This window comes from Zhongshania sp. (genome assembly GCF_029212375.1).
Lineage (GTDB): Bacteria > Pseudomonadota > Gammaproteobacteria > Pseudomonadales > Spongiibacteraceae > Spongiibacter.
The window spans coordinates 39,394-61,891 of sequence record NZ_JARGNU010000019.1; the positions used below are offsets into that span (position 1 = coordinate 39,394).

Sequence of the window (22,498 nt, forward strand, 5' to 3'; positions counted from 1 at the left end):
CCCCCTAGGATTTTTTAGCTTTTACAGCAGGACGTACGAATACATCACCACCTGGAGCACCTGGAACCGCACCCTTGATTAAAATCAAGTTGCGTTCAGCGTCCACACGAACAACCTCAAGAGTCTGAACGGTTACGCGCTCAGCACCCATGTGACCAGACATCTTCTTGCCCTTAAAAACTCGACCAGGCGTTTGACACTGACCAATAGAGCCGTTAGAACGATGCGACAGCGAGTTGCCGTGAGTTGCGTCTTGCATGGTAAAGTTCCAGCGCTTGATGCCGCCCTGAAAACCCTTACCTTTAGACTGACCAGTGACATCAACCTTTTGGCCCGCCTCGAATGCAGCAACAGTTAGCTCAGCACCAACTTCTGGCGCCTCTTCGCCCTGCTCCAAACGAAACTCCCACAAACCACGCCCAGCCTCAACTCCGGCTTTTGCAAAGTGACCTGCTTCCGCTTTAGGGATACGTGATGCCTTGCGAGCGCCAGTAGTAATCTGGATTGCCCGATAGCCATCGACATCATCTGCCTTGACACGAGTAACGCGATTAGGATCAACCTCAATCACCGTTACCGGAATAGAAATACCGTCTTCTGTAAAAACGCGCGTCATGCCGCTTTTACGACCGACCAAACCTATAGTCATTGCTCCAACCTCTCAGTGTACGGGGCTAACACCCTCTATGGCCGCGCTCTAACACGCGTTACACAACCCAGGGCCAGCCCCCGAGCGGGTCTGAAAAAAATATTCAGTGTTTACTTGTTTTTAGCCGAGGCTAATTTGAACTTCTACACCAGCCGCCAAATCTAACTTCATCAGCGCGTCTACAGTTTTTTCTGTAGGCTCTACGATGTCCAACATGCGCTTATGGGTGCGGATCTCATACTGATCACGCGCATCCTTGTTTACATGTGGAGAGACTAGGATTGTAAAACGCTCTTTGCGCGTAGGCAGAGGAATTGGACCTCTAACCTGAGCACCAGTACGTTTTGCAGTGTCCACAATCTCTTGCGTAGACGCATCAATGAGGCGGTGATCAAAAGCTTTTAAACGAATTCTTATCCGTTGGTTCTGCACCTGATCAAACTCCCATCCCGAATAAATCCGGATCCTCGCCATTTGTCGCCGAGGTAACCCGAAAAAAGGAAGCGGAATGTTAAAGATATACCGAGGCATTGTCAACACAATATCCAAGGATTTCTTCAGCAAACCACAACTAAATATAAAGCCGGAAAAATTACCGACCAACAATCAAGAAAGGGAGGCCCAAACCTCCCTTTCCCAAACAAATACCGCCTTAGCGGTAATGCTTATTCTACGATTTTAGCAACAACGCCGGCACCAACAGTACGGCCACCTTCACGAATTGCAAAACGCAGACCTTCTTCCATCGCGATGGGCGCAATCAAAGTTACGTCCATTTTCACGTTGTCGCCAGGCATAACCATTTCAGTACCTTCCGGCAGCTCACAAGCACCAGTTACATCCGTGGTACGGAAGTAGAACTGTGGACGGTAGCCTTTAAAGAATGGCGTGTGACGACCACCCTCTTCTTTGGACAGTACGTATACTTCACCTTCGAAACGCGTGTGAGGCGTGATTGAACCGGGCTTAGCCAGTACCTGACCACGCTCTACGTCGTCGCGCTTAGTACCACGCAGCAACACACCAACGTTCTCACCAGCGCGACCCTCGTCAAGCAGCTTGCGGAACATTTCAACACCAGTACATACTGTTTTGGTGGTGTCGTGAATACCGATGATAGCGATCTCATCGCCAGTGCGCAGAATACCACGCTCGATACGACCAGTTACTACCGTGCCGCGACCAGAGATTGAGAACACGTCTTCAATTGGCATCAGGAACGGCAGATCAACTGCACGCTCAGGCTGTGGAATGTAAGTATCCAACGCTTCAATCAATTTCTTAACCGCGGTGGTACCCAATTCGTTGTCGTCTTCGCCGTTCAATGCCATTAAGGCAGAACCAGCAATGATTGGCGTGTCATCGCCTGGGAAGTCGTACAAATCGAGCAGCTCGCGCAGCTCCATTTCAACCAATTCCAGCATCTCGTTGTATTCTTCGCTGCCTACGCCGCCGCAATCTTCTGCAAGAAGGTCTGCTTTGTTCAGGAACACAACAATGTAAGGTACGCCAACCTGACGTGACAGCAGGATGTGCTCGCGCGTCTGCGGCATTGGGCCGTCAGTTGCGCCACATACCAGTATCGCGCCATCCATCTGCGCAGCACCAGTGATCATGTTTTTTACATAATCGGCGTGACCTGGGCAGTCAACGTGCGCGTAGTGACGAACTGACGAGTCGTATTCGACGTGAGAGGTCGCAATGGTGATACCACGTGCACGCTCTTCAGGTGCATTATCGATACCATCAAACGCCACTGCTTTACCGCCATACACTTCCGCACATACACGGGTTAGTGCTGCAGTCAGCGTGGTTTTACCATGGTCAACGTGACCGATGGTGCCCACATTCAAATGGGGCTTATTACGTTCAAACTTTTCCTTAGCCACAATATATTCCTCGCATAAAGGTTTTAAAAATTAAGCTCTGTTTTTAGCCATGATTTCTTCAGTAACGTTACGCGGCGCTTCAAAATACTTTTCGAATTCCATCGTAAATGTCGCACGCCCTTGGGTCGCACTGCGCAAATCGGTTGCATAACCGAACATCTCTGCCAGCGGTACCTCGGCATTAATAACCTTGCCAGACATACATTCATCCATGCCCAAGATTATGCCGCGGCGACGGTTAAGGTCGCCGACGACGTCACCCATATTTGCCTCTGGGGTAACAATCTCTACTTTCATAATGGGTTCAAGCAACACTGCACCGCCCTCTTGAGCGAGCCGCTTTGTTGCCATAGAGGCAGCAACTTTAAACGCCATTTCGTTAGAGTCTACGTCATGGTATGAACCGTCAAATGCGGTCGCCTTAAGCCCCAGCAAAGGGTAGCCAGCCAACACACCATTTTGCATTTGCTCGGCGATACCCTTTTCGATTGCAGGGATATATTCCTTAGGAACTACACCACCGACAATTTCGCTGACAAACTCCAGCCCCTCAGCATTCGAATCTTCGCCTGGTTCAAAACGAATCCAAACATGACCGAATTGACCACGCCCACCGGACTGCCGAACAAACTTGCCTTCAATCTCGCAGGTATTGCGAATCGCCTCACGGTAGGCCACCTGAGGCTTACCGATATTTGCCTCAACACTGAATTCTCGGCGCATACGATCCACCAAGATATCCAAATGCAACTCACCCATACCAGAGATAATGCACTGACCAGTCTCTTCGTCGGTCTTTACACGGAAAGACGGGTCCTCTTGGGCTAACTTACCCAGAGCAATACCCATTTTTTCTTGGTCGGCCTGAGACCTTGGCTCAACCGCTACGGAGATCACCGGCTCAGGGAACTCCATGCGCTCAAGCACAATGACATTATTTGGATCACACAGGGTGTCACCCGTAGTAACGTCTTTTAAGCCGATGGCAGCGGCAATATCGCCCGCCCAAACTTCTTTGATTTCTTGACGCTCATTAGCGTGCATCTGCACCATACGGCCGACACGCTCTTTCTTGCCCTTAACCGAGTTAACAATCGCAGTACCACTTTCCAGCTTGCCGGAATAAACCCGGAAAAAGGTTAGGGTACCCACGAAAGGGTCAGTCGCGATTTTAAATGCCAAGGCCGAAAAAGGGGCGTCGTCATCTGCCTCGCGGGTTGCCAAGGTCTCGTCTTTATCGTCAAGGGTGCCCTCGATAGCCTTTACTTCGGTCGGTGACGGCATATATTCAATAACGGCATCAAGCATTGCTTGCACACCCTTATTTTTAAACGCCGAACCACCAAACACCGGAATGATCTCATTAGCTAAAGTACGCTTACGAATACCCGCCTTGATCTCTTCCTCGCTCAGCTCTTCGCCTTCAAGGTATTTTTCCATCATCTCGTCAGTAGCTTCTGCTGCGGCCTCAACCATGTACTCGCGCATTTTCTCGCAAGCAGCCAGCATATCAGCGGGAATCTCTTCGTACTCGAAGGTCATCCCCTGATCAGCCTCATTCCAAATAATGGCTTTCATTTTTATGAGATCAACTACGCCACGAAACTGCTCTTCGCTGCCAATAGTCATCTGCATAGGCACAGCTATCGCACCCAGACGAGTGCGAAGCTGTTCAATTACACGCTGAAAATTTGCGCCCATTCGGTCCATTTTATTTACAAAGACCAAACGTGGCACTTCGTATTTATTGGCCTGGCGCCAGACTGTTTCAGTTTGAGGCTGCACCCCAGACGAACCACACAAAACCACCACCGCACCATCAAGCACTCGCAGCGATCGTTCAACTTCAATAGTGAAGTCGACGTGCCCTGGGGTGTCGATAATGTTGATACGGTGCTGCTCGAACTGCTGCTGCATGCCCGCCCAAAAACAGGTGGTCGCAGCGGAGGTGATAGTAATACCACGCTCCTGCTCTTGGGCCATCCAGTCCATGGTCGCAGCACCATCGTGAACTTCGCCGATCTTGTGCGACATACCGGTATAGAACAACACCCGCTCTGTCGTCGTCGTCTTGCCCGCGTCAACGTGGGCACAGATACCAATATTGCGATATCTTGAGATAGGCGTTTTACGTGCCACTATGCTTCCCCAATTAAACTCTGGTGTATTTTCTTAGAAGCGGTAATGGGAGAACGCTTTGTTCGCTTCAGCCATGCGATGCACGTCTTCACGCTTTTTAACCGCAGAGCCCTTGCCCTGTGATGCATCGATGATTTCACCAGCCAAACGCTGACGCATAGACTTCTCGCCACGACCACGTGAGTAATCTACCAACCAACGCATTGCCAAAGCTGTACGACGGCTTGGACGCACCTCTACAGGCACCTGATACGTTGCACCACCAACACGGCGAGACTTAACCTCGACCATAGGTGCAATATTTTCTAGGGCAGTATCGAAAGCCTCTAGGGGATCAGTGTTCAGGCGCTCTTTAACCAAGTCCAGAGCTCCATATACGATGCGCTCTGCAACTGATTTTTTACCACTAACCATCACGTGGTTCATGAACTTAGCTAGGGTCAGGTTTCCAAACTTTGGATCTGGGAGTATTTCCCGCTTTGCGGCGACGCGTCTTCTTGGCATATCTCTATCTTCCTTTGTCTTCAGGTAAATCCAAACACCGAGTCGCCCTACAGCGATGAGACGATGGCTTGGCCTTACTTAAGGTCTATTTAAGTAGCGTTAAATCGAATTACGACTTAGGACGCTTGGTACCGTACTTAGAACGAGCTTGCTTACGGTTGTTAACACCGGATGTATCAAGGCTGCCGCGAACTGTGTGGTAACGCACACCTGGCAAATCCTTTACACGGCCGCCGCGGATCAGCACTACGCTGTGTTCCTGCAGGTTGTGGCCTTCACCACCGATGTAGGATGAAACTTCAAAGCCGTTAGTCAAACGTACACGACATACTTTACGCAGTGCCGAGTTCGGTTTCTTAGGGGTAGTGGTGTAAACACGAGTACAAACGCCGCGACGCTGTGGACATGCCTGCAATGCAGGAACGTCACTTTTAGCCGCTTTGCGTTTTCTCGGCTGACGAACCAACTGGTTAATCGTTGCCATTCATAAACTCCAAAAACTAAAGGTCAGTACACCAATGCACTGGCCGACCAACTGCCGAAACCACCGACAGCTTATAAAAAAAGTGGAGCGCGAATTCTAAAGATGCGCTCCACTCCCGTCAAGTAGCCAAATTTACTCAGCCGTTATCGCTGAGCGCCTCTGACAGAGCCGCTTCGACATCTTGCGCCGACACGGTTTTACTTAGTTCGTCTTTCTTAATCTTGCGATCGCGGTGATACGCTAAGCCCGTTCCCGCAGGAATCAAGCGGCCTACAACCACGTTTTCTTTCAAGCCACGGAGATGATCGCGCTTACCTGTCACTGCCGCCTCGGTTAGAACCCGCGTGGTTTCTTGGAAAGAAGCCGCCGAAATAAAGGATTCAGTCGCTAGCGAGGCCTTGGTAATACCCAATAATTCACGCTCATAGCTGGCGCAAATCTTGTCGGTATTGTGCAATATCTCGTTTTCTTCGATAACGCGAACGAATTCAGCCTGCTCACCTTTGATGAAGGTTGAGTCGCCAGAAGTCAGAATATTAACCTTGCGGAGCATCTGACGAACGATAACTTCGATGTGCTTATCGTTGATCTTTACGCCCTGCAGACGGTAAACGTCCTGAATTTCGTTAACGATATACTTGGCCAATTCTTCAACGCCTTTCAGACGCAGAATATCGTGCGGGCTCAATGGGCCTTCAGATACGATCTCGCCCTTCTCAACCTGCTCACCTTCGAACACGGTCAAGGTACGCCATTTCGGAATCAGTACTTCGTAGTAATCAGAGCCATCAGCCAGCGGCTTGCCGTCTGCAGGAGTAATAATCAGACGACGCTTGCCCTTGGTTTCTTTACCGAAACTCACGGTGCCAGAGATTTCTGCCAAAATAGCAGGCTCTTTCGGTTTACGCGCTTCGAACAAGTCGGCAACCCGTGGCAAACCACCGGTGATGTCTCGTGTCTTCGAGCTTTCCTGCGGAATACGCGCAACAACGTCACCGACTTTTACGGTAGCGCCATTTTCCAAGGAGACAATCGCGTTTTCGGTCAAGAAATAGTGAGCCGGCACGTTTGTACCTGCCAAGCACAGCTCTTCACCATTAGGCGCAACCAACGTTACCGCGGGGCGCATATCTTTACCCGCCGCAGGACGCTCGCCCTGGTCCATAACCGATATACTGGTCAAGCCAGTTAATTCATCGGTTTGGCGCTTAACGGTAATGCCCTCTTCCATACCGGACATTTTCACGATACCCGCTACTTCAGTAATAATTGGGTGAGTGTGCGGATCCCACGTAGCAACAATATCGCCCGCTGCCACTTCGGCGCGGTCGGCAACCTTAATCAAGGCGCCGTAAGGAAGCTTATAACGCTCACGCTCACGACCGCTCTTATCAGTAATAGCCAGCTCACCAGAACGACTTACCGCAACTAGGAAACCGTCTTCACGCTCAACGTATTTCAGATTGTGCAAACGGGCTTTACCGTCTTGCTTAACCTGAATATTGTCAACCGCAGTTGCCCGCGATGCCGCACCACCAATGTGGAAGGTACGCATGGTTAACTGGGTACCCGGCTCACCGATAGACTGAGCAGCGATAACGCCCACCGCCTCACCACGGTTAACCAAGTGACCGCGCGCCAAATCGCGACCGTAACAGGCCGAACAAACACCATGACGGGTTTCGCAGGTAATAGGTGAGCGCACATCAATCTCGTCGATGCCCATCTCTTCCAGCGCGATTACGGCCTTCTCGTCGAGCATTACGCCCGCTTCGACAGCAATTTCTTCCGTGCCAGGAATGAATACATCGCGAACCACTAGACGACCCAGTACGCGGTCACCCAAGGTTTCAATGATGTCACCACCTTCGATAACGGGGGTCATGGTCAGACCTTCGGTGGCACCGCAATCGTCTTCGGTAATAACCAAATCCTGAGCAACGTCTACCAAACGGCGAGTCAGGTAACCGGAGTTAGCCGTTTTCAATGCCGTATCAGCCAGACCTTTACGCGCACCGTGGGTCGAGATGAAGTACTGAAGTACGCTCAAACCTTCACGGAAGTTAGCGGTGATTGGCGTTTCGATGATCGAGCCATCTGGCTTGGCCATCAAACCACGCATACCCGCCAACTGACGAATCTGGGCTGGCGAACCACGAGCGCCCGAGTCAGCGTAGATATAAACCGAGTTGAAAGAGTCTTGCATCTCTTCCTCACCCTTGCGGTTTATGACTGGCTCTTTAGACAGGCCTTCCATCATCGCCTTGGAAACCATGTCGTTCGCACGGGACCATATATCGATAACTTTGTTGTATTTCTCACCCTGGGTTACCAGACCAGAAGCGTACTGCTTCTCGATCTCAACCACTTCGGCGTCGGCAGCAGCAACAATGCGCGCCTTGGCTTCTGGGATTTCAAAATCGTTAACACCAATCGATGAACCAGAGCGAGTCGAGTACTCGAAACCGGTGTACATCAGTTGGTCGCCAAGGATTACCGTGGCTTTTAGGCCAACGCGGCGGTAGCACTCGTTAAGGATACGAGAGATCGCCTTCTTGGTCATCGCATGGTTAACCATGTCGAAGGGTAAGCCTTCAGGCACAATCCGCCACAACAGCACACGACCAACAGTCGTCTCAACGATAGAGCGATTCTCTGTGCGCTCGCCGTCTTCGCCAAAGCTCACCTGAGTCAAGCGGCACTTAATCCGCGCCTGCAAATGCGCCATGCCGGTAACATAGGCGCGATGCACTTCTTCTGGGTTAGCGAATACAGTACCTTCACCGGCGCCGTTTACGCGGTCGCGGGTCATCCAGTACAAACCCAATACCACGTCCTGCGAAGGTACGATGATTGGCTCGCCGTTAGCGGGCGACAGGATGTTGTTGGTAGACATCATCAGCGCGCGAGATTCCAGCTGCGCTTCAATTGTCAGCGGTACGTGTACCGCCATTTGGTCACCGTCAAAGTCGGCGTTATAGGCCGCACACACCAAGGGGTGCAACTGAATAGCCTTACCCTCGATCAGTACTGGCTCAAAAGCCTGAATACCCAAACGGTGAAGGGTTGGTGCACGGTTCAGCAGTACCGGATGTTCGCGAATAACGTCGGCGAGGATATCCCATACTTCTGGCGGCTCGCGCTCTACCATTTTCTTAGCGGCTTTAATCGTTGTTGCTAAACCACGCGCTTCAAGCTTGCCGAAGATGAATGGCTTGAACAGCTCGAGTGCCATTTTCTTAGGCAGACCGCACTGGTGCAGACGCAGGGTAGGACCAACCACGATAACCGAACGACCAGAATAGTCGACTCGCTTACCCAAGAGGTTTTGACGGAAACGGCCCTGCTTACCTTTGATCATATCGGCCAAAGATTTCAGTGGGCGTTTATTCGAACCAGTGATGGCGCGACCACGACGGCCGTTATCAAGCAGCGCATCAACGGATTCTTGCAGCATGCGCTTTTCGTTGCGCACGATAATGTCTGGCGCATTCAGGTCGAGCAGACGCTTCAAACGGTTGTTACGGTTAATAACCCGGCGATACAGATCGTTCAGATCCGAGGTCGCGAAACGACCACCATCTAGCGGTACCAGTGGGCGCAAATCAGGCGGCAATACTGGCAGCACCTTCATTACCATCCACTCAGGCTTATTACCTGAATCAGCCAAGGCTTCGATCAGTTTTAAACGCTTAGACAGCTTCTTGATCTTAGTTTCTGAGTTAGTCGCAGGAATCTCTTCGCGCAGACGCTCAATCTCAACCGGCAGGTCAAGTTCCATCAAGAGGTGCATGATGGCTTCGGCGCCCATTTTGGCCACAAAGTCATCACCAAACTCTTCCATTGCCTCAAAGAATTGCTCATCGCTCAGCAATTGGCCTTTCTCGAGGGTAGTCATACCTGGATCAGTCACCACGTAGGATTCGAAGTACAAAATACGTTCGATATCACGCAGGGTCATGTCCAGCAGCAAACCAATCCGGCTAGGCAGTGACTTTAAGAACCAGATGTGAGCAACGGGGCTGGCCAGTTCAATATGGCCCATGCGCTCGCGACGCACTTTTGCCAGCGCAACTTCAACGCCGCACTTCTCACAAATAACGCCGCGGTGCTTCAGGCGCTTATATTTACCGCACAGACATTCATAGTCTTTAACGGGTCCAAAAATTTTGGCACAAAACAAGCCATCGCGCTCAGGCTTGAAGGTACGATAGTTGATGGTTTCCGGCTTTTTCACTTCGCCGAATGACCACGAACGAATTAGCTCCGGTGACGCCAGACCGATACGAATAGAGTCAAACTCATCGTTCGGTTGTCCCTGTTTTAATAGACTCAATAGATCTTTCAAGGCCGTTCCTCCGCAAGGGTATTCAACAGGTGCCCGCTACAAAGCTGTAGCGGCACCCCTTGCCATCTCGTTGTTGATACTTATTCCGTGTCTAACTCGATATTAATACCGAGCGAGCGGATCTCTTTGACCAATACATTGAAAGACTCGGGCATGCCCGGCTCCATGCTTTGATCACCATCAACAATATTTTTATACATCTTGGTACGACCATTCACGTCGTCCGACTTGACCGTTAGCATTTCCTGCAGGGTATAGGCGGCACCGTAAGCTTCTAGTGCCCACACTTCCATCTCCCCGAAACGCTGACCACCGAACTGAGCTTTACCACCCAATGGCTGCTGAGTTACCAAGCTGTACGAACCGGTAGAACGCGCATGCATCTTGTCATCTACCAAGTGGTTCAACTTCAGCATGTACATATAGCCGACAGTTACCGGACGATCGAATTCCAAACCGGTACGGCCGTCGCACAGTTTCAACTGACCGCTGTCTGGCAGACCTGCTAAGCGCAACAGACTCTTAATTTCTGCTTCGTTAGCGCCGTCGAATACCTGAGTTGCCATTGGCACGCCGCCGCGCAGATTCTTAGCAAGATCCATGATCGCCTCATCGCTGAAGCTGTCGAGATCTTCGTGACGACCAGCGCCATCGTTGTAAATCTCGCCAAGGAACTTACGCACATCAGCAATTTGGCGCTGCTCGCGAATCATTGCGTCAATCTTGCTACCCAAACCTTTCGCCGCAAGGCCAAGGTGGGTTTCAAGAACCTGACCTACGTTCATCCGCGACGGAACACCCAGTGGGTTCAAAACGATATCAACCGGCTCGCCATTCTCATCAAACGGCATATCTTCAACGGGCATAATGACCGAGATAACACCTTTGTTACCGTGACGACCAGCCATTTTATCACCAGGCTGAATGCGACGTTTGATTGCTAAGTAAACCTTAACGATCTTCAGTACGCCCGGCGCCAAATCATCGCCAGTCGTCAGCTTGCGGCGCTTGTCTTCAAAACGCTCTTCCAAGGTTTTGCGGTGCGCAACGAGCTGCTTGTCAGCATCTTCTAATGCAGCATTCAAGGCCTCATCAGATAAACGCAATTTGAACCAGTCGTCTTTCTTAACTTCAGCCAAGCCAGCAGCAGAAAGAACATCGCCTTTCTTCATACCTGGGCCAGAGAGAATCGCCTGACCGTCTAATGCGGTAGACAGACGCGCAAACGTAGCTTCTTCAACAATACGGTACTCTTCGTTCAGATCCTTACGGAACTGGTCGAGCTGCATCTTTTCAATTTCCAGCGCGCGCTTGTCTTTTTCAAGACCGTCGCGGGTGAATACTTGAACGTCGATAACTGTACCCTTGGTGCTGGTAGGCACGCGCAGGGAAGTATCTTTAACGTCAGATGCTTTCTCACCAAAGATGGCACGTAGCAGCTTTTCTTCTGGGGTTAACTGGGTTTCGCCTTTAGGCGTCACCTTGCCGACCAGAATGTCGCCGGGGCCGACTTCAGCACCAATATAAACAATGCCGGACTCATCGAGATTGGCCAGCGCGCCTTCGCCAACATTGGGAATATCTGCAGAGATTTCCTCTGAACCCAATTTGGTGTCACGTGCGATACAGGTCAGTTCCTGAATATGGATAGTAGTGAAACGATCTTCTTTCACCACGCGCTCAGAAACTAGGATCGAATCCTCGAAGTTGTAACCATTCCAAGGCATAAACGCGATACGCATGTTCTGGCCAAGTGCCAGCTCGCCCATATCGACAGACGGGCCGTCGGCCAGAATGTCGCCACGCACAACGTCGTGACCTTCGCTTACGATTGGCCGCTGATTAATACAGGTGTTCTGGTTAGAACGGGTGTATTTAGTCAGATTGTAAATATCAACTGGTGGTTGACCTGGTTGCACTTCTTCGTTGTTAACACGAACAACAATACGTGAAGAGTCAACACTGTCGATCACACCGCCGCGGCGGGCTACAACACACACGCCGGAGTCAGAGGCCACATAGCGCTCAAAACCAGTACCGACCAAAGGCTTATCGGCCTTGAGCGTTGGCACCGCCTGACGCTGCATGTTCGAGCCCATCAAGGCGCGGTTAGCATCATCGTGTTCTAGGAACGGAATCAATGACGCAGCAACCGAAACAACCTGCTTGGGCGAAACGTCCATGTAGCTTACTTTTTCGGGCGGCATTACCGTAAATTCGTTCATATGACGAACGGCAACCATTTCATCGGTCAGCTCGCCCTTTTCGTTCATGACCGCAGAGGCCTGAGCGATAACTTCTTCAGCTTCGTTGATTGCCGACAAGTACTCGATGTCGTCACTTACTTTACCGTCTTTAACTTTACGGTAAGGGCTTTCAAGGAAACCATACTCATTAGTGCGCGCGTAGGTAGCCAATGAGTTAATCAGACCAATGTTTGGTCCTTCTGGCGTTTCTATTGGACATACCCGACCGTAGTGCGTTGGATGAACGTCGCGAACTTCGAAGCCTGCACGCTCACGAGTCAGACCACCAGGCCCAAGCGCAGAAACACGACGCTTGTGGGTAATTTCCGACAGCGGGTTGTTCTGATCCATAAACTGCGACAGCTGAGACGAGCCAAAGAACTCTTTCACTGCTGCAGCAACGGGCTTGGCGTTGATCAGATCCTGAGGCATCAGGCCTTCACTTTCGGCCATAGACAGACGCTCTTTAACTGCGCGTTCTACACGTACCAAACCAACACGGAATTGGTTTTCAGCCATTTCACCAACCGAACGAATACGACGGTTACCGAGATGATCGATATCGTCAACAATGCCCTTACCATTACGAATGCCAACCAGCATCTTCATAACAGCGATGATGTCGCTTTGATCCAGCGTACCGGAACCCAAAATTTCTTCCCGACCAACGCGGCGGTTGAACTTCATCCGACCAACGGTAGATAAGTCATAACGCTCTGGAGAGAAGAATAAGTTCTGGAACAAATTCTCAGCCGACTCTTTAGTTGGCGGCTCACCTGGGCGCATCATGCGGTAGATTTCAACCAGTGCTTCCAACTGAGTATTGGTTGGGTCAGCGCGCAAGGTGTCGCTAACGTAAGGACCGCAATCCAATTCGTTGGTATAAAGCGTGTCGATCTCTGCCACACCAGCTTCTTCAAGCGCAGTGAGAATTTCGGCAGTGATCAAGGTATTACAGGTAAAGAGTACTTCACCGGTTTTCTTGTCGACGATGTCCTTAGCCAGAGCACGACCAACCAAATACTCTACCGGTACCGCCAGTTCACTCAGTTCCGCTTTTTCTATCTGGCGGATATGGCGGGCTGTAATACGACGACCAGTTTCAACGATGACTTCACCGTTCTTGGCACAGATATCAAAGGTCGCAACTTCACCACGCAAACGCTCAGCGATCAATGCGATGGTAAAGCCACCTTTTTTGGATACTTTAAAGGTGTTAACGTCGTAGAAGAGTTCAAGAATCTCTTCTGCCGTCATGCCGAGTGAGCGCAGCAAAATTGTGGCCGGCAATTTACGACGGCGATCGATACGCACAAACACCATGTCTTTAGGGTCGAATTCGAAATCCAACCAAGAACCACGGTAAGGAATAATGCGCGCAGAGTACAACAGCTTGCCCGAGGAGTGGGTTTTGCCGCGATCGTGATCAAAGAACACACCAGGTGAACGGTGTAACTGGGAAACGATAACCCGCTCAGTACCATTGATAACGAAGGTTCCGTTTTCCGTCATCAGCGGGATTTCGCCCATATAGACTTCTTGTTCTTTAATATCTTTAATACTTTTGTTAGCTGATTCGCGATCGTAAATAATCAAGCGAACCTTAACCCGCAGCGGCACCGAATAAGTCACACCGCGCAGCTGGCACTCATTCACATCAAACGCCGGCACGCCAAGCACGTAATCGACGTACTCAAGCGCGGCATTACCGGAATAACTCACTATCGGGAATATTGATTTAAATGCGGCGTGCAAACCATACTCACCGCGCTCACCGGCAGGAACACCCTGCTGAGTGAACTTCTTGTAAGAATCCAGCTGAATCGCAAGGAGGTAAGGCACGTCCATGACGTGCGGCATTTTGCCAAAATCCTTGCGGATACGTTTTTTCTCAGTGTACGAGTAAGCCATCAGTACTCCCCAGCATCATTTCTTGACCCCGTCGCGACCGGCGACGGCATCGTTAGTACGGCAGTTTTTCATCTGCCGCTGGCCAGCTCCCAACAGGAAGCCGACTGTAATGTCTCAAACAACAGCAAAAGGCCGGCGGGATTAACCCACCAGCCTCGCTTGAGATTGACCTGCAAGCAGGTCAACAAGCAACTTACTTAAGCTCGACGCTAGCGCCAGCTTCTTCAAGTTCTTTTTTCGCAGACTCTGCATCAGCCTTAGAAGCAGCTTCTTTAATAGTAGAAGGCGCGCCATCTACTAATTCTTTAGCTTCTTTCAAGCCCAAACCAGTGATAGTGCGGACTGCTTTGATAACGTTAACTTTCTTCTCGCCTACAGCGGTCAGAACTACGTCAAATTCAGTCTGCTCTTCAGCGGCAGCGCCAGCTTCAGCAGCGGCGGCTGGTGCAGCAGCAACAGCTGCAGCAGCAGAAACGCCAAACTTCTCTTCCATCGCTTCGATTAGACCAACTACGTCCATTACGCTCATTTCAGCGATTGCATTCAAAATATCGTCTTGTGACAGAGCCATGTGAAACTCCCTACTGTGTCAATTACTTAAAGAAAAACCATTAAAACGCTGCGCTTACGCAGCTTCTTTCTGCTCGCGAACTGCAGCTAGAGTACGAACCAATTTTCCGGGTACTTCGTTCAGTGTACGTACAAGTTTCGTTGCCGGTGCTTGCATAACGCTCATCAACATAGACAGCGCTTGGTCGCGGGTAGGCAATTTCGCCAGTACATCTAACTGATCTGGGCCCATCAATTGGCCACTGACTGCCAGTGCTTTTACTTCAAATTTAGCATTTGCTTTCGCAAAATCTTTGAAGATACGCGCCGCCGCACCGGGATCTTCCATCGAGAAAGCTAACAGAGATGGGCCTTTAAAGGCCGTCTCTGCGCACTCGAAGTCAGTTCCCTTCAGCGCGCGGATCGCAAGGGTGTTACGCACTACACGTACACTTACTTTTGATTCACGCGCCAATTTGCGGAGCTCAGTCATTTGGCCTACTGAACACCCACGGGCGTCAGCAATAACTAATGACAATGCACTCGCAGCAGTCTCGTTAACATCAGCTACTATCGCTTTCTTGTCGTCGAGTCTTAATGCCACTTGGATAACTCCTGGATTTGTCAGTTATTTACCGTAGACTCAAAACACAAGGTTTTAAGTCATTTGCTGGAGAACAAATCCACTCCACCATCTGCGTAGGCCAATGCCGGTAAACGTTGACGAATCAACACATCGATTAAGGGGAAAGTCTAAACAACCCAAACCCCGCCTACGGTCTTTGATGGTCTCTGTCTTTTGACACAGTAGGTCAGCTGTCAAAGACCACAAAGCCTATAAAACGGCCTCCGAAAAGACCGCCTCATTCAAGACGACTAGCGCCTTAAAATTATTTTGCCGACAAGCTCGCCATATCAATTACGATACCGGGGCCCATCGTAGAAGAAAGGGTGACCTTCTTCATGTAAACACCTTTAGCAGAAGACGGCTTTGCTTTACGCAAGTCGCTCAGCAATGCTTCAAGGTTATCTTTGAGCACATTGGCTTCAAAGCTGATACTACCAATTGCACCGTGGATGATGCCGTTTTTATCTGTACGGTAGCGAACCTGACCCGCTTTGGCATTTTTTACTGCGGTTTCAACATCAGCAGTAACGGTACCAGTTTTCGGGTTAGGCATCAGGCCACGTGGACCAAGCACCTGGCCCAATTGACCGACAACGCGCATTGCATCAGGAGATGCAACAACTACGTCAAAGTCCATCATGCCGCCTTTAACTTGGGCTGCTAGGTCGTCCATACCAACAAAGTCGGCACCGGCTGCTTTCGCTTTCTCGGCATTTTCACCTTGAGTAAAAACCGCTACGCGAACAGTTTTACCTGTACCGTGGGGCAGAGTCGTTGCACCGCGAACCGCTTGATCAGATTTGCGCGCATCAACACCAAGATTGATTGCAACATCAATTGCTTCGGGAAATTTAATTACAGACACGTCTTTAAGAAGCGCAACTGCATCTTCAAAGCTGTACTGCTTGCCAGCGACAACTTTTTCATTAATCGCTTTTTGACGTTTTGTGAGCTTAGCCATGATTACAGACCCTCAACTTCAATACCGGCGGCACGGGCACTGCCCGCAATAGTGCGCACTGCTGCATCCATATCAGAAGCAGTTAAATCAGCCATCTTAATAGTGGCGATTTCTTCCAGCTGGGCGCGAGTCACTTTACCGACTTTCTTAGAGTTGGGAGTACCAGAACCACTAGTAACACCGGCCGCTTTCTTCAACAAGTACGAAGCTGGAGGAGTCTTAGTGACAAAGGTAAAGCTGCGATCTGAATAAACAGTGATCACAACTGGGATTGGCATGCCTGCTTCAAGGCTCTGTGTTTGAGCGTTAAAAGCTTTACAAAATTCCATGATGTTAACGCCGTGCTGACCCAGTGCAGGACCAACTGGCGGACTTGGGTTGGCCTTACCGGCAGCAACCTGAAGCTTAATATAAGCTTGTACTTTCTTAGCCATAACTTCCTCCTAGTGGGTACAAACGCCACACGATCTTGCAATCGCTTACTGGCTCCCCGGTTTAAACTGCTCGCCCGCCAAACAATTAATCTGACAGACGGGCAACATTTCTTCAGTCCCACACGCGTGAAACCGAATATTAAGCTTTCTCTACCTGACCAAAATCCAATTCAACCGGCGTAGACCGGCCGAAGATCAGGACCGCAACGTGCAGGCGGTTTTTCTCGTAATTTACTTCTTCGACAACACCGTTAAAGTCATTAAACGGCCCATCGATAACCCGTACCATTTCACCCGGTTCGAACAAGGTTTTAGGCTTGGGCTTATCACCACTTTCAACGCGCTGCAAAATAGCCTGCGCTTCTTTCTCGGTAATTGGCGCAGGCTTATCTGCCTTGCCACCAATAAAACCCATAACACGGGGTGTTTCTTTAACCAAATGCCAAGTATCGTCACCGAGTTCCATTTGAATCAGCACGTAACCTGGGAAAAACTTGCGCTCACTTTTGCGCTTTTGACCACCGCGCATTTCAATCACTTCTTCGGTGGGCACTAACACATCGCCGAAACGATCCGCAAAACCAGAGAGCTCAATACGCTCTTTTAGTGCCAGAGCGACTTTCTTTTCATAACCCGAATAGGCGTGTACAACATACCAGCGCTTTGTCATGCCCTACCTCTAGCCGATAACCATGGATGCCAACCAACCCAACAGAGTGTCTAAGCCCCACAGAATCAATGCCGCAACAACTACAAACGCCACCACAATCAGCGTTGTTTGGGTACTCTCCTGACGCGATGGCCAGACAACCTTACGAATTTCTGTACGTGCGCCTTTGAGCAGCTCAAAAAATGCAGCGCCCTTGACCGTACTGTATGCGATATACCCTGCAATCAGCGCCAACACCAACAAGGCGATGACGCGATAGAGCAGAGACTCACCAGAGAAATATATATTGCCGCCAACGCCGCCAGCCACTATTAGGGTTACTAGCACCCATTTCAGACCGTCGAGGCGACCAGCGTCTTCCGCCTTAGCACTCATTGTTAAAAAATTTCCCTTTTCCGCTAAGCGCAAAACACCACTACGCATTCGCGAAGCGGTGTTAACGTAAATGGCAGGCCAGGAGGGACTCGAACCCCCAACAGCCGGTTTTGGAGACCGGTGCTCTACCAATTGAACTACTGGCCTACAAGTGCCGGGCTAAATCACCCGGACTTTTAACCCAATCTTACCGGGCTTATTCTACGATTTTAGCAACAACGCCGGCGCCAACAGTACGGCCACCTTCACGAATTGCAAAACGCAGACCTTCTTCCATCGCGATGGGCGCAATCAAAGTTACGTCCATTTTCACGTTGTCGCCAGGCATAACCATTTCAGTACCTTCCGGCAGCTCACAAGCACCAGTTACATCCGTGGTACGGAAGTAGAACTGTGGACGGTAGCCTTTAAAGAATGGCGTGTGACGACCACCCTCTTCTTTGGACAGTACGTATACTTCACCTTCGAAACGCGTGTGAGGCGTGATTGAACCGGGCTTAGCCAGTACCTGACCACGCTCTACGTCGTCGCGCTTAGTACCACGCAGCAACACACCAACGTTCTCACCAGCGCGACCCTCGTCAAGCAGCTTGCGGAACATTTCAACACCAGTACATACTGTTTTGGTGGTGTCGTGAATACCGATGATAGCGATCTCATCGCCAGTGCGCAGAATACCACGCTCGATACGACCAGTTACTACCGTGCCGCGACCAGAGATTGAGAACACGTCTTCAATTGGCATCAGGAACGGCAGATCAACTGCACGCTCAGGCTGTGGAATGTAAGTATCCAACGCTTCAATCAATTTCTTAACCGCGGTGGTACCCAATTCGTTGTCGTCTTCGCCGTTCAATGCCATTAAGGCAGAACCAGCAATGATTGGCGTGTCATCGCCTGGGAAGTCGTACAAATCGAGCAGCTCGCGCAGCTCCATTTCAACCAATTCCAGCATCTCGTTGTATTCTTCGCTGCCTACGCCGCCGCAATCTTCTGCAAGAAGGTCTGCTTTGTTCAGGAACACAACAATGTAAGGTACGCCAACCTGACGTGACAGCAGGATGTGCTCGCGCGTCTGCGGCATTGGGCCGTCAGTTGCGCCACATACCAGTATCGCGCCATCCATCTGCGCAGCACCAGTGATCATGTTTTTTACATAATCGGCGTGACCTGGGCAGTCAACGTGCGCGTAGTGACGAACTGACGAGTCGTATTCGACGTGAGAGGTCGCAATGGTGATACCACGTGCACGCTCTTCAGGTGCATTATCGATACCATCAAACGCCACTGCTTTACCGCCATACACTTCCGCACATACACGGGTTAGTGCTGCAGTCAGCGTGGTTTTACCATGGTCAACGTGACCGATGGTGCCCACGTTCAAGTGGGGCTTATTACGCTCAAACTTTTCCTTTGCCATTGCGACAGTCTCCTAGCGGACCTTTCGTCTAGTCACTACAAAAAGACAAAAGCCGACCAATCAGCTTTTGCCGCCAAATTAATGGAGCTCATAAGCGGATTCGAACCGCTGACCTCTTCCTTACCAAGGAAGTGCTCTACCGACTGAGCTATATGAGCACCGCAATTCACACCTTAAACCTGCCCATACTGGAGCGGGTAGCGGGAATCGAACCCGCACCATCAGCTTGGAAGGCTGAGGTTCTACCATTGAACCATACCCGCTTAAACAGCAGTTTTCTGGCAAGCTTAGCAATTAATGGTGGAGGGGGGTGGATTCGAACCACCGAAGCTCGCGCGTCAGATTTACAGTCTGATCCCTTTAGCCACTCGGGAACCCCTCCCCAAGAAAATGGAATAATTTGTTTTAGCTCAAATACCTATCGCCCAAATCTCTGGCCGAATGATCAATATTTACTCCGCAACAAAAAATATGTGGAGCTGGCGAGAGGAGTCGAACCCCCGACCGGCTGATTACAAGTCAGCTGCTCTACCAACTGAGCTACGCCAGCAAGCTACCACGTCGCTTCCAAACGAGGCCGGCATTCTAGTCTAACTGTTTGTAAGACGCAATCAGATTACAGCTTTTTTTCCTAAGCTTTTTATTATTGTCCGCCATGGCAGCCATCGAAGCCTCGGCTTGGCCGTAATCGACGTCACTTCTGCCGCCCGCCAAAACCAGCCAATACCGCGTCGCATTCTTGGCAATACGCCGAATTTCAGCCGTATAATGCTTCTTTAACAAACCCTTAGCATGAGTAGCGGCACGCTCTGCATCGGTAAAAACCCCCAATGAAACCGCATCTTTTAGCTCACCTTTACGAATCACAAAATTATCAATTTGCTTAGCCTCCAACTCAGCACTGACTTTGCTCGCAGCGTTAAACGACGGATACGGCCCAAGATACACCCAGTAATCGGCACCGCGCTCGTACTCTTCACTATACGCCAGCAACCCTGGATTTTTTTTCTGCTCGTCCTTTATAGACGATACCTGAAGAAATGGACCCAAAATCAAGCACTGACCCGACTTTAGGGCTACTTCCGGCGCCGCTACCGAAGCCCCCTCGTCACTATTTGCAACCGGCCCATTGCGCTCTGACAACAACTGAATATTACCAGACAGCCCACCTGCATCAGCACGATCAACAAGCGCGTCAAAACCCTGTTCAGATTTACCCGCGAGATAAACAACCCCATTAAGGAGTATTAGTAATAGCAAAAACCAACGCACCAATATCTCCCTCTTAGGGTGCCGCCATTACGGCCGCGAGCCCATCTAACACCAATTCTTCACGATATCGCCAACGCGACGCCTGGGCGCCAGCTAACCCAAGCAGGGTCGGCGCGTCGCCACCGGTGATATAAACCTCAGCGAGATCACCGATCGCCTCCTCGGCCTGCTGTAGCGCAGCCATAATTGCCCCGAGCTGAGCCAACCATTTACCGTGATGCACACAGCCTTCAGTATCCACCCCTGGGGCCAAGCTAAATTGCTCCTCGCCTCCAAATCGCACTCTACCTGTGTGCTCAGCCAGCGCCTTAGCGGATAATCCGGCTCCCGCAATAATATAACCACCTAGATGCACGCCCGTACCACCAACAATATCAATCGTAAGTGCGGTACCAGCATCAATGACCACACAAGGCCGACCGCAATCTACAAACGCCGCCACCATGACCAGCCAGCGATCAACACCCATTTTTGTTATATCAGCATAACTATTACTAAGCCCTGCACACTCGCGCTGACTACGAGCAAAACTAAACGGCACACCCGCCAACGTTAATGCATCAACTAGTTCTTGGTTTCGCGTTTCCGACCGTACCGAGGCGATGTGAACCACAGCAGGTCCCGCACGCAGTAAATCAGCTATCGCCATCGGTGACTCTGTAAGTCGACCACCATCAAGCCGCTGAGCACCGCTCATAAGGCGCCACTTTAACGAAGAGTTACCGACATCCAGCTCAAGGCGTAAAGTGCTCATCCTCATGCACCCCGCAAACTGACTTCACCGCCGCGGAAGATTCTTTCGCCCTCTGGGGTATCCAGCACTAAACCACCACCGCTATCGACACCGCGCGCTTGGCCCTCGATATATTTATCACCCAGCTGCACCCGTACCGATTTGCCAGCAAAAACATCATAGCGGCACCACTCTCGGCGCAAAAACTCAAAGCCATCGCGAGTAAACTCAGCCTGCACAGCGTAAAGCTCGGTAATCAACGTCGCGGCCAACACGTTGCGATCAACGCTGCCCGCTATTGTACGCAAATCGGTCCACGGCTGAGTAATCGCACTGGTATTGCAAGACGTCAAATCTACGTTTAAACCGACCCCAACGATAACCTGACACAAACCCGCGGGGTCACCCTGCATTTCGAGCAAAATGCCCGCCAGCTTCTTATTTTCATGCAAAACATCATTTGGCCACTTCAGACCAGCACCAGAAACACCCAAAGCAATCAATGCACGGACTACCGCCAAGCCTACCGACAGACTTAAACCCTCAAGCGCCGCCGCACCGGACTGAAACTCCCACACCATCGACAGATAGATATTGCGACCAAACGGGCTCTGCCAATCGCGACCGCGACGGCCACGACCTGCTATTTGCTGCTCCGCCATGCAGCAATAATTACGCCCACGACCTTTGCGAATGGCCTCTGCGGCTGCATCATTCGTCGAGTCTATAAGCGGGAACACATCAAATTCGCCCAAGCTCGATACTGCAGCTTCCGGCAATAAGCCACGAATTTTATCAACTGACAACAAATCCAGTCCGCCAGCAATACGATATCCTCGACCTTTTACTGACTCTATAGGCAGCTCAAGCCCTTCAAGCTTGTGTAATTGCTTCCATACCGCCGCACGACTAATCCCAAGACGAAGCCCTACCTCCTCGCCGGAGTGGTAATCACCGTCTGCCAAAATAGTTAATAATGCTGAATTATCCACACACAAATCCCGCCATTGAATCGCCTCGGATAATAGCAGACATAGCTGAACTAGCCCACGGTAAGCCGTAAACATGCTTAGTGGCGCGGCGGCGGAGACGTTTAACGCAGAGTGATCGGGAAGCGCTCGACGGGAGACGGTGGACGCTAAGTGCCTGGGAGGCGCTTGACGGTAGACGGGAGACGCTAAGACTTAAAAGCCCCAGCAGGGACTCCTGCAGGGGCTTTTTTGTGAGATCGGCAGATGACTGCTGCTAGGTTTTGGTTTTATCTTTTGCGTTCACCGTCTCCCGTC

General features: G+C 50.7%; 18 protein-coding genes and 5 tRNA genes. All 23 read right to left on the bottom strand.

Features of this window, described 5'->3' with window-relative positions; all coding sequences use genetic code 11:
• Positions 1-4: 4 nt before the first annotated feature.
• The 23 genes from rplC to birA all read right to left on the bottom strand — a co-directional run bounded on the left by rplC (position 5) and on the right by birA (position 22,204).
• The gene (rplC, locus tag P1U47_RS15845) at positions 5-649 is read right to left on the bottom strand and encodes a 50S ribosomal protein L3 (protein ID WP_301030172.1); all 645 of its coding nucleotides are present in this window, start codon (positions 647-649) and stop codon (positions 5-7) included.
• Positions 650-769: 120 nt separating this feature from the next.
• Entirely contained in the window at positions 770-1,081 is a 312-nt protein-coding gene (rpsJ, locus tag P1U47_RS15850) for a 30S ribosomal protein S10 (RefSeq protein WP_008248372.1), read from the bottom strand.
• A 233-nt stretch (positions 1,082-1,314) separates the two neighbouring features.
• On the bottom strand, positions 1,315-2,538 hold the full coding sequence (tuf, locus tag P1U47_RS15855; protein WP_301030173.1) for an elongation factor Tu: 1,224 nt from the start codon (positions 2,536-2,538) through the stop codon (positions 1,315-1,317).
• A gap of 30 nt (positions 2,539-2,568) precedes the next feature.
• Positions 2,569-4,677, bottom strand: coding sequence for an elongation factor G (gene fusA / locus P1U47_RS15860; RefSeq protein ID WP_301030174.1), 2,109 nt, complete (start codon positions 4,675-4,677; stop codon positions 2,569-2,571).
• 33 nt (positions 4,678-4,710) lie between these two features.
• The gene (gene rpsG, locus P1U47_RS15865; RefSeq protein WP_008248375.1) at positions 4,711-5,181 is read right to left on the bottom strand and encodes a 30S ribosomal protein S7; all 471 of its coding nucleotides are present in this window, start codon (positions 5,179-5,181) and stop codon (positions 4,711-4,713) included.
• Between the two features lie 109 nt (positions 5,182-5,290).
• Complete coding sequence (rpsL, locus tag P1U47_RS15870; protein ID WP_008248376.1) at positions 5,291-5,665, bottom strand: 30S ribosomal protein S12; 375 nt, start codon at positions 5,663-5,665, stop codon at positions 5,291-5,293.
• Between the two features lie 136 nt (positions 5,666-5,801).
• Positions 5,802-10,013 carry a DNA-directed RNA polymerase subunit beta' gene (gene rpoC, locus P1U47_RS15875; RefSeq protein ID WP_301030175.1) on the bottom strand — a complete coding sequence of 1,404 codons (4,212 nt, stop codon included), beginning with the start codon at positions 10,011-10,013 and terminating at the stop codon, positions 5,802-5,804.
• An 80-nt stretch (positions 10,014-10,093) separates the two neighbouring features.
• Positions 10,094-14,170: a DNA-directed RNA polymerase subunit beta gene (rpoB, locus tag P1U47_RS15880; RefSeq protein ID WP_301030176.1), complete on the bottom strand. Its 4,077-nt coding sequence runs from the start codon at positions 14,168-14,170 to the stop codon at positions 10,094-10,096.
• Between the two features lie 193 nt (positions 14,171-14,363).
• Positions 14,364-14,741, bottom strand: coding sequence for a 50S ribosomal protein L7/L12 (gene rplL / locus P1U47_RS15885; RefSeq protein ID WP_301030177.1), 378 nt, complete (start codon positions 14,739-14,741; stop codon positions 14,364-14,366).
• Positions 14,742-14,795: 54 nt separating this feature from the next.
• Positions 14,796-15,323, bottom strand: a complete 528-nt coding sequence (rplJ, locus tag P1U47_RS15890; protein ID WP_301030178.1) for a 50S ribosomal protein L10 — start codon at positions 15,321-15,323, stop codon at positions 14,796-14,798.
• Between the two features lie 286 nt (positions 15,324-15,609).
• Positions 15,610-16,308 (bottom strand): 50S ribosomal protein L1, encoded by a 699-nt coding sequence (gene rplA, locus P1U47_RS15895; protein ID WP_301030179.1) that lies wholly within the window; start codon positions 16,306-16,308, stop codon positions 15,610-15,612.
• Between the two features lie 2 nt (positions 16,309-16,310).
• Complete coding sequence (gene rplK / locus P1U47_RS15900; RefSeq protein ID WP_301030180.1) at positions 16,311-16,742, bottom strand: 50S ribosomal protein L11; 432 nt, start codon at positions 16,740-16,742, stop codon at positions 16,311-16,313.
• Positions 16,743-16,881: 139 nt separating this feature from the next.
• Positions 16,882-17,412 (bottom strand): transcription termination/antitermination protein NusG, encoded by a 531-nt coding sequence (gene nusG / locus P1U47_RS15905; RefSeq protein WP_301030181.1) that lies wholly within the window; start codon positions 17,410-17,412, stop codon positions 16,882-16,884.
• 9 nt (positions 17,413-17,421) lie between these two features.
• The gene (gene secE, locus P1U47_RS15910; RefSeq protein WP_301030182.1) at positions 17,422-17,787 is read right to left on the bottom strand and encodes a preprotein translocase subunit SecE; all 366 of its coding nucleotides are present in this window, start codon (positions 17,785-17,787) and stop codon (positions 17,422-17,424) included.
• A 71-nt stretch (positions 17,788-17,858) separates the two neighbouring features.
• Positions 17,859-17,934 (bottom strand) — tRNA-Trp (locus P1U47_RS15915).
• Between the two features lie 49 nt (positions 17,935-17,983).
• Complete coding sequence (gene tuf / locus P1U47_RS15920; protein WP_301030173.1) at positions 17,984-19,207, bottom strand: elongation factor Tu; 1,224 nt, start codon at positions 19,205-19,207, stop codon at positions 17,984-17,986.
• Between the two features lie 82 nt (positions 19,208-19,289).
• Positions 19,290-19,365: transfer RNA gene (locus tag P1U47_RS15925), tRNA-Thr, on the bottom strand.
• 31 nt (positions 19,366-19,396) lie between these two features.
• Positions 19,397-19,470, bottom strand: a tRNA-Gly gene (locus P1U47_RS15930).
• Between the two features lie 35 nt (positions 19,471-19,505).
• Positions 19,506-19,589, bottom strand: a tRNA-Tyr gene (locus P1U47_RS15935).
• Positions 19,590-19,681: 92 nt separating this feature from the next.
• Positions 19,682-19,757: transfer RNA gene (locus P1U47_RS15940), tRNA-Thr, on the bottom strand.
• 35 nt (positions 19,758-19,792) lie between these two features.
• Positions 19,793-20,479 carry a hypothetical protein gene (locus P1U47_RS15945; RefSeq protein ID WP_301030183.1) on the bottom strand — a complete coding sequence of 229 codons (687 nt, stop codon included), beginning with the start codon at positions 20,477-20,479 and terminating at the stop codon, positions 19,793-19,795.
• Positions 20,480-20,492: 13 nt separating this feature from the next.
• The gene (locus P1U47_RS15950) at positions 20,493-21,233 is read right to left on the bottom strand and encodes a type III pantothenate kinase (RefSeq protein WP_301030184.1); all 741 of its coding nucleotides are present in this window, start codon (positions 21,231-21,233) and stop codon (positions 20,493-20,495) included.
• A gap of 2 nt (positions 21,234-21,235) precedes the next feature.
• Positions 21,236-22,204, bottom strand: coding sequence for a bifunctional biotin--[acetyl-CoA-carboxylase] ligase/biotin operon repressor BirA (gene birA / locus P1U47_RS15955; protein WP_301030185.1), 969 nt, complete (start codon positions 22,202-22,204; stop codon positions 21,236-21,238).
• Positions 22,205-22,498 lie beyond the last annotated feature (294 nt).

Coding starts and splice junctions, on each gene's coding strand:
- rpoB (WP_301030176.1), bottom strand. CDS start 14,170: ATGGCTTACTCGTACACTGAGAAAAAACGTATCCGCAAGGATTTTGGC.
- rplL (WP_301030177.1), bottom strand. CDS start 14,741: ATGGCTCTGTCACAAGACGATATTTTGAATGCAATCGCTGAAATGAGC.
- secE (WP_301030182.1), bottom strand. CDS start 17,787: ATGAGTGCTAAGGCGGAAGACGCTGGTCGCCTCGACGGTCTGAAATGG.
- rplC (WP_301030172.1), bottom strand. CDS start 649: ATGACTATAGGTTTGGTCGGTCGTAAAAGCGGCATGACGCGCGTTTTT.
- rpsL (WP_008248376.1), bottom strand. CDS start 5,665: ATGGCAACGATTAACCAGTTGGTTCGTCAGCCGAGAAAACGCAAAGCG.
- nusG (WP_301030181.1), bottom strand. CDS start 17,412: ATGACAAAGCGCTGGTATGTTGTACACGCCTATTCGGGTTATGAAAAG.
- rplA (WP_301030179.1), bottom strand. CDS start 16,308: ATGGCTAAGCTCACAAAACGTCAAAAAGCGATTAATGAAAAAGTTGTC.
- rplK (WP_301030180.1), bottom strand. CDS start 16,742: ATGGCTAAGAAAGTACAAGCTTATATTAAGCTTCAGGTTGCTGCCGGT.
- rpsG (WP_008248375.1), bottom strand. CDS start 5,181: ATGCCAAGAAGACGCGTCGCCGCAAAGCGGGAAATACTCCCAGATCCA.
- P1U47_RS15950 (WP_301030184.1), bottom strand. CDS start 21,233: ATGAGCACTTTACGCCTTGAGCTGGATGTCGGTAACTCTTCGTTAAAG.
- tuf (WP_301030173.1), bottom strand. CDS start 19,207: ATGGCAAAGGAAAAGTTTGAGCGTAATAAGCCCCACTTGAACGTGGGC.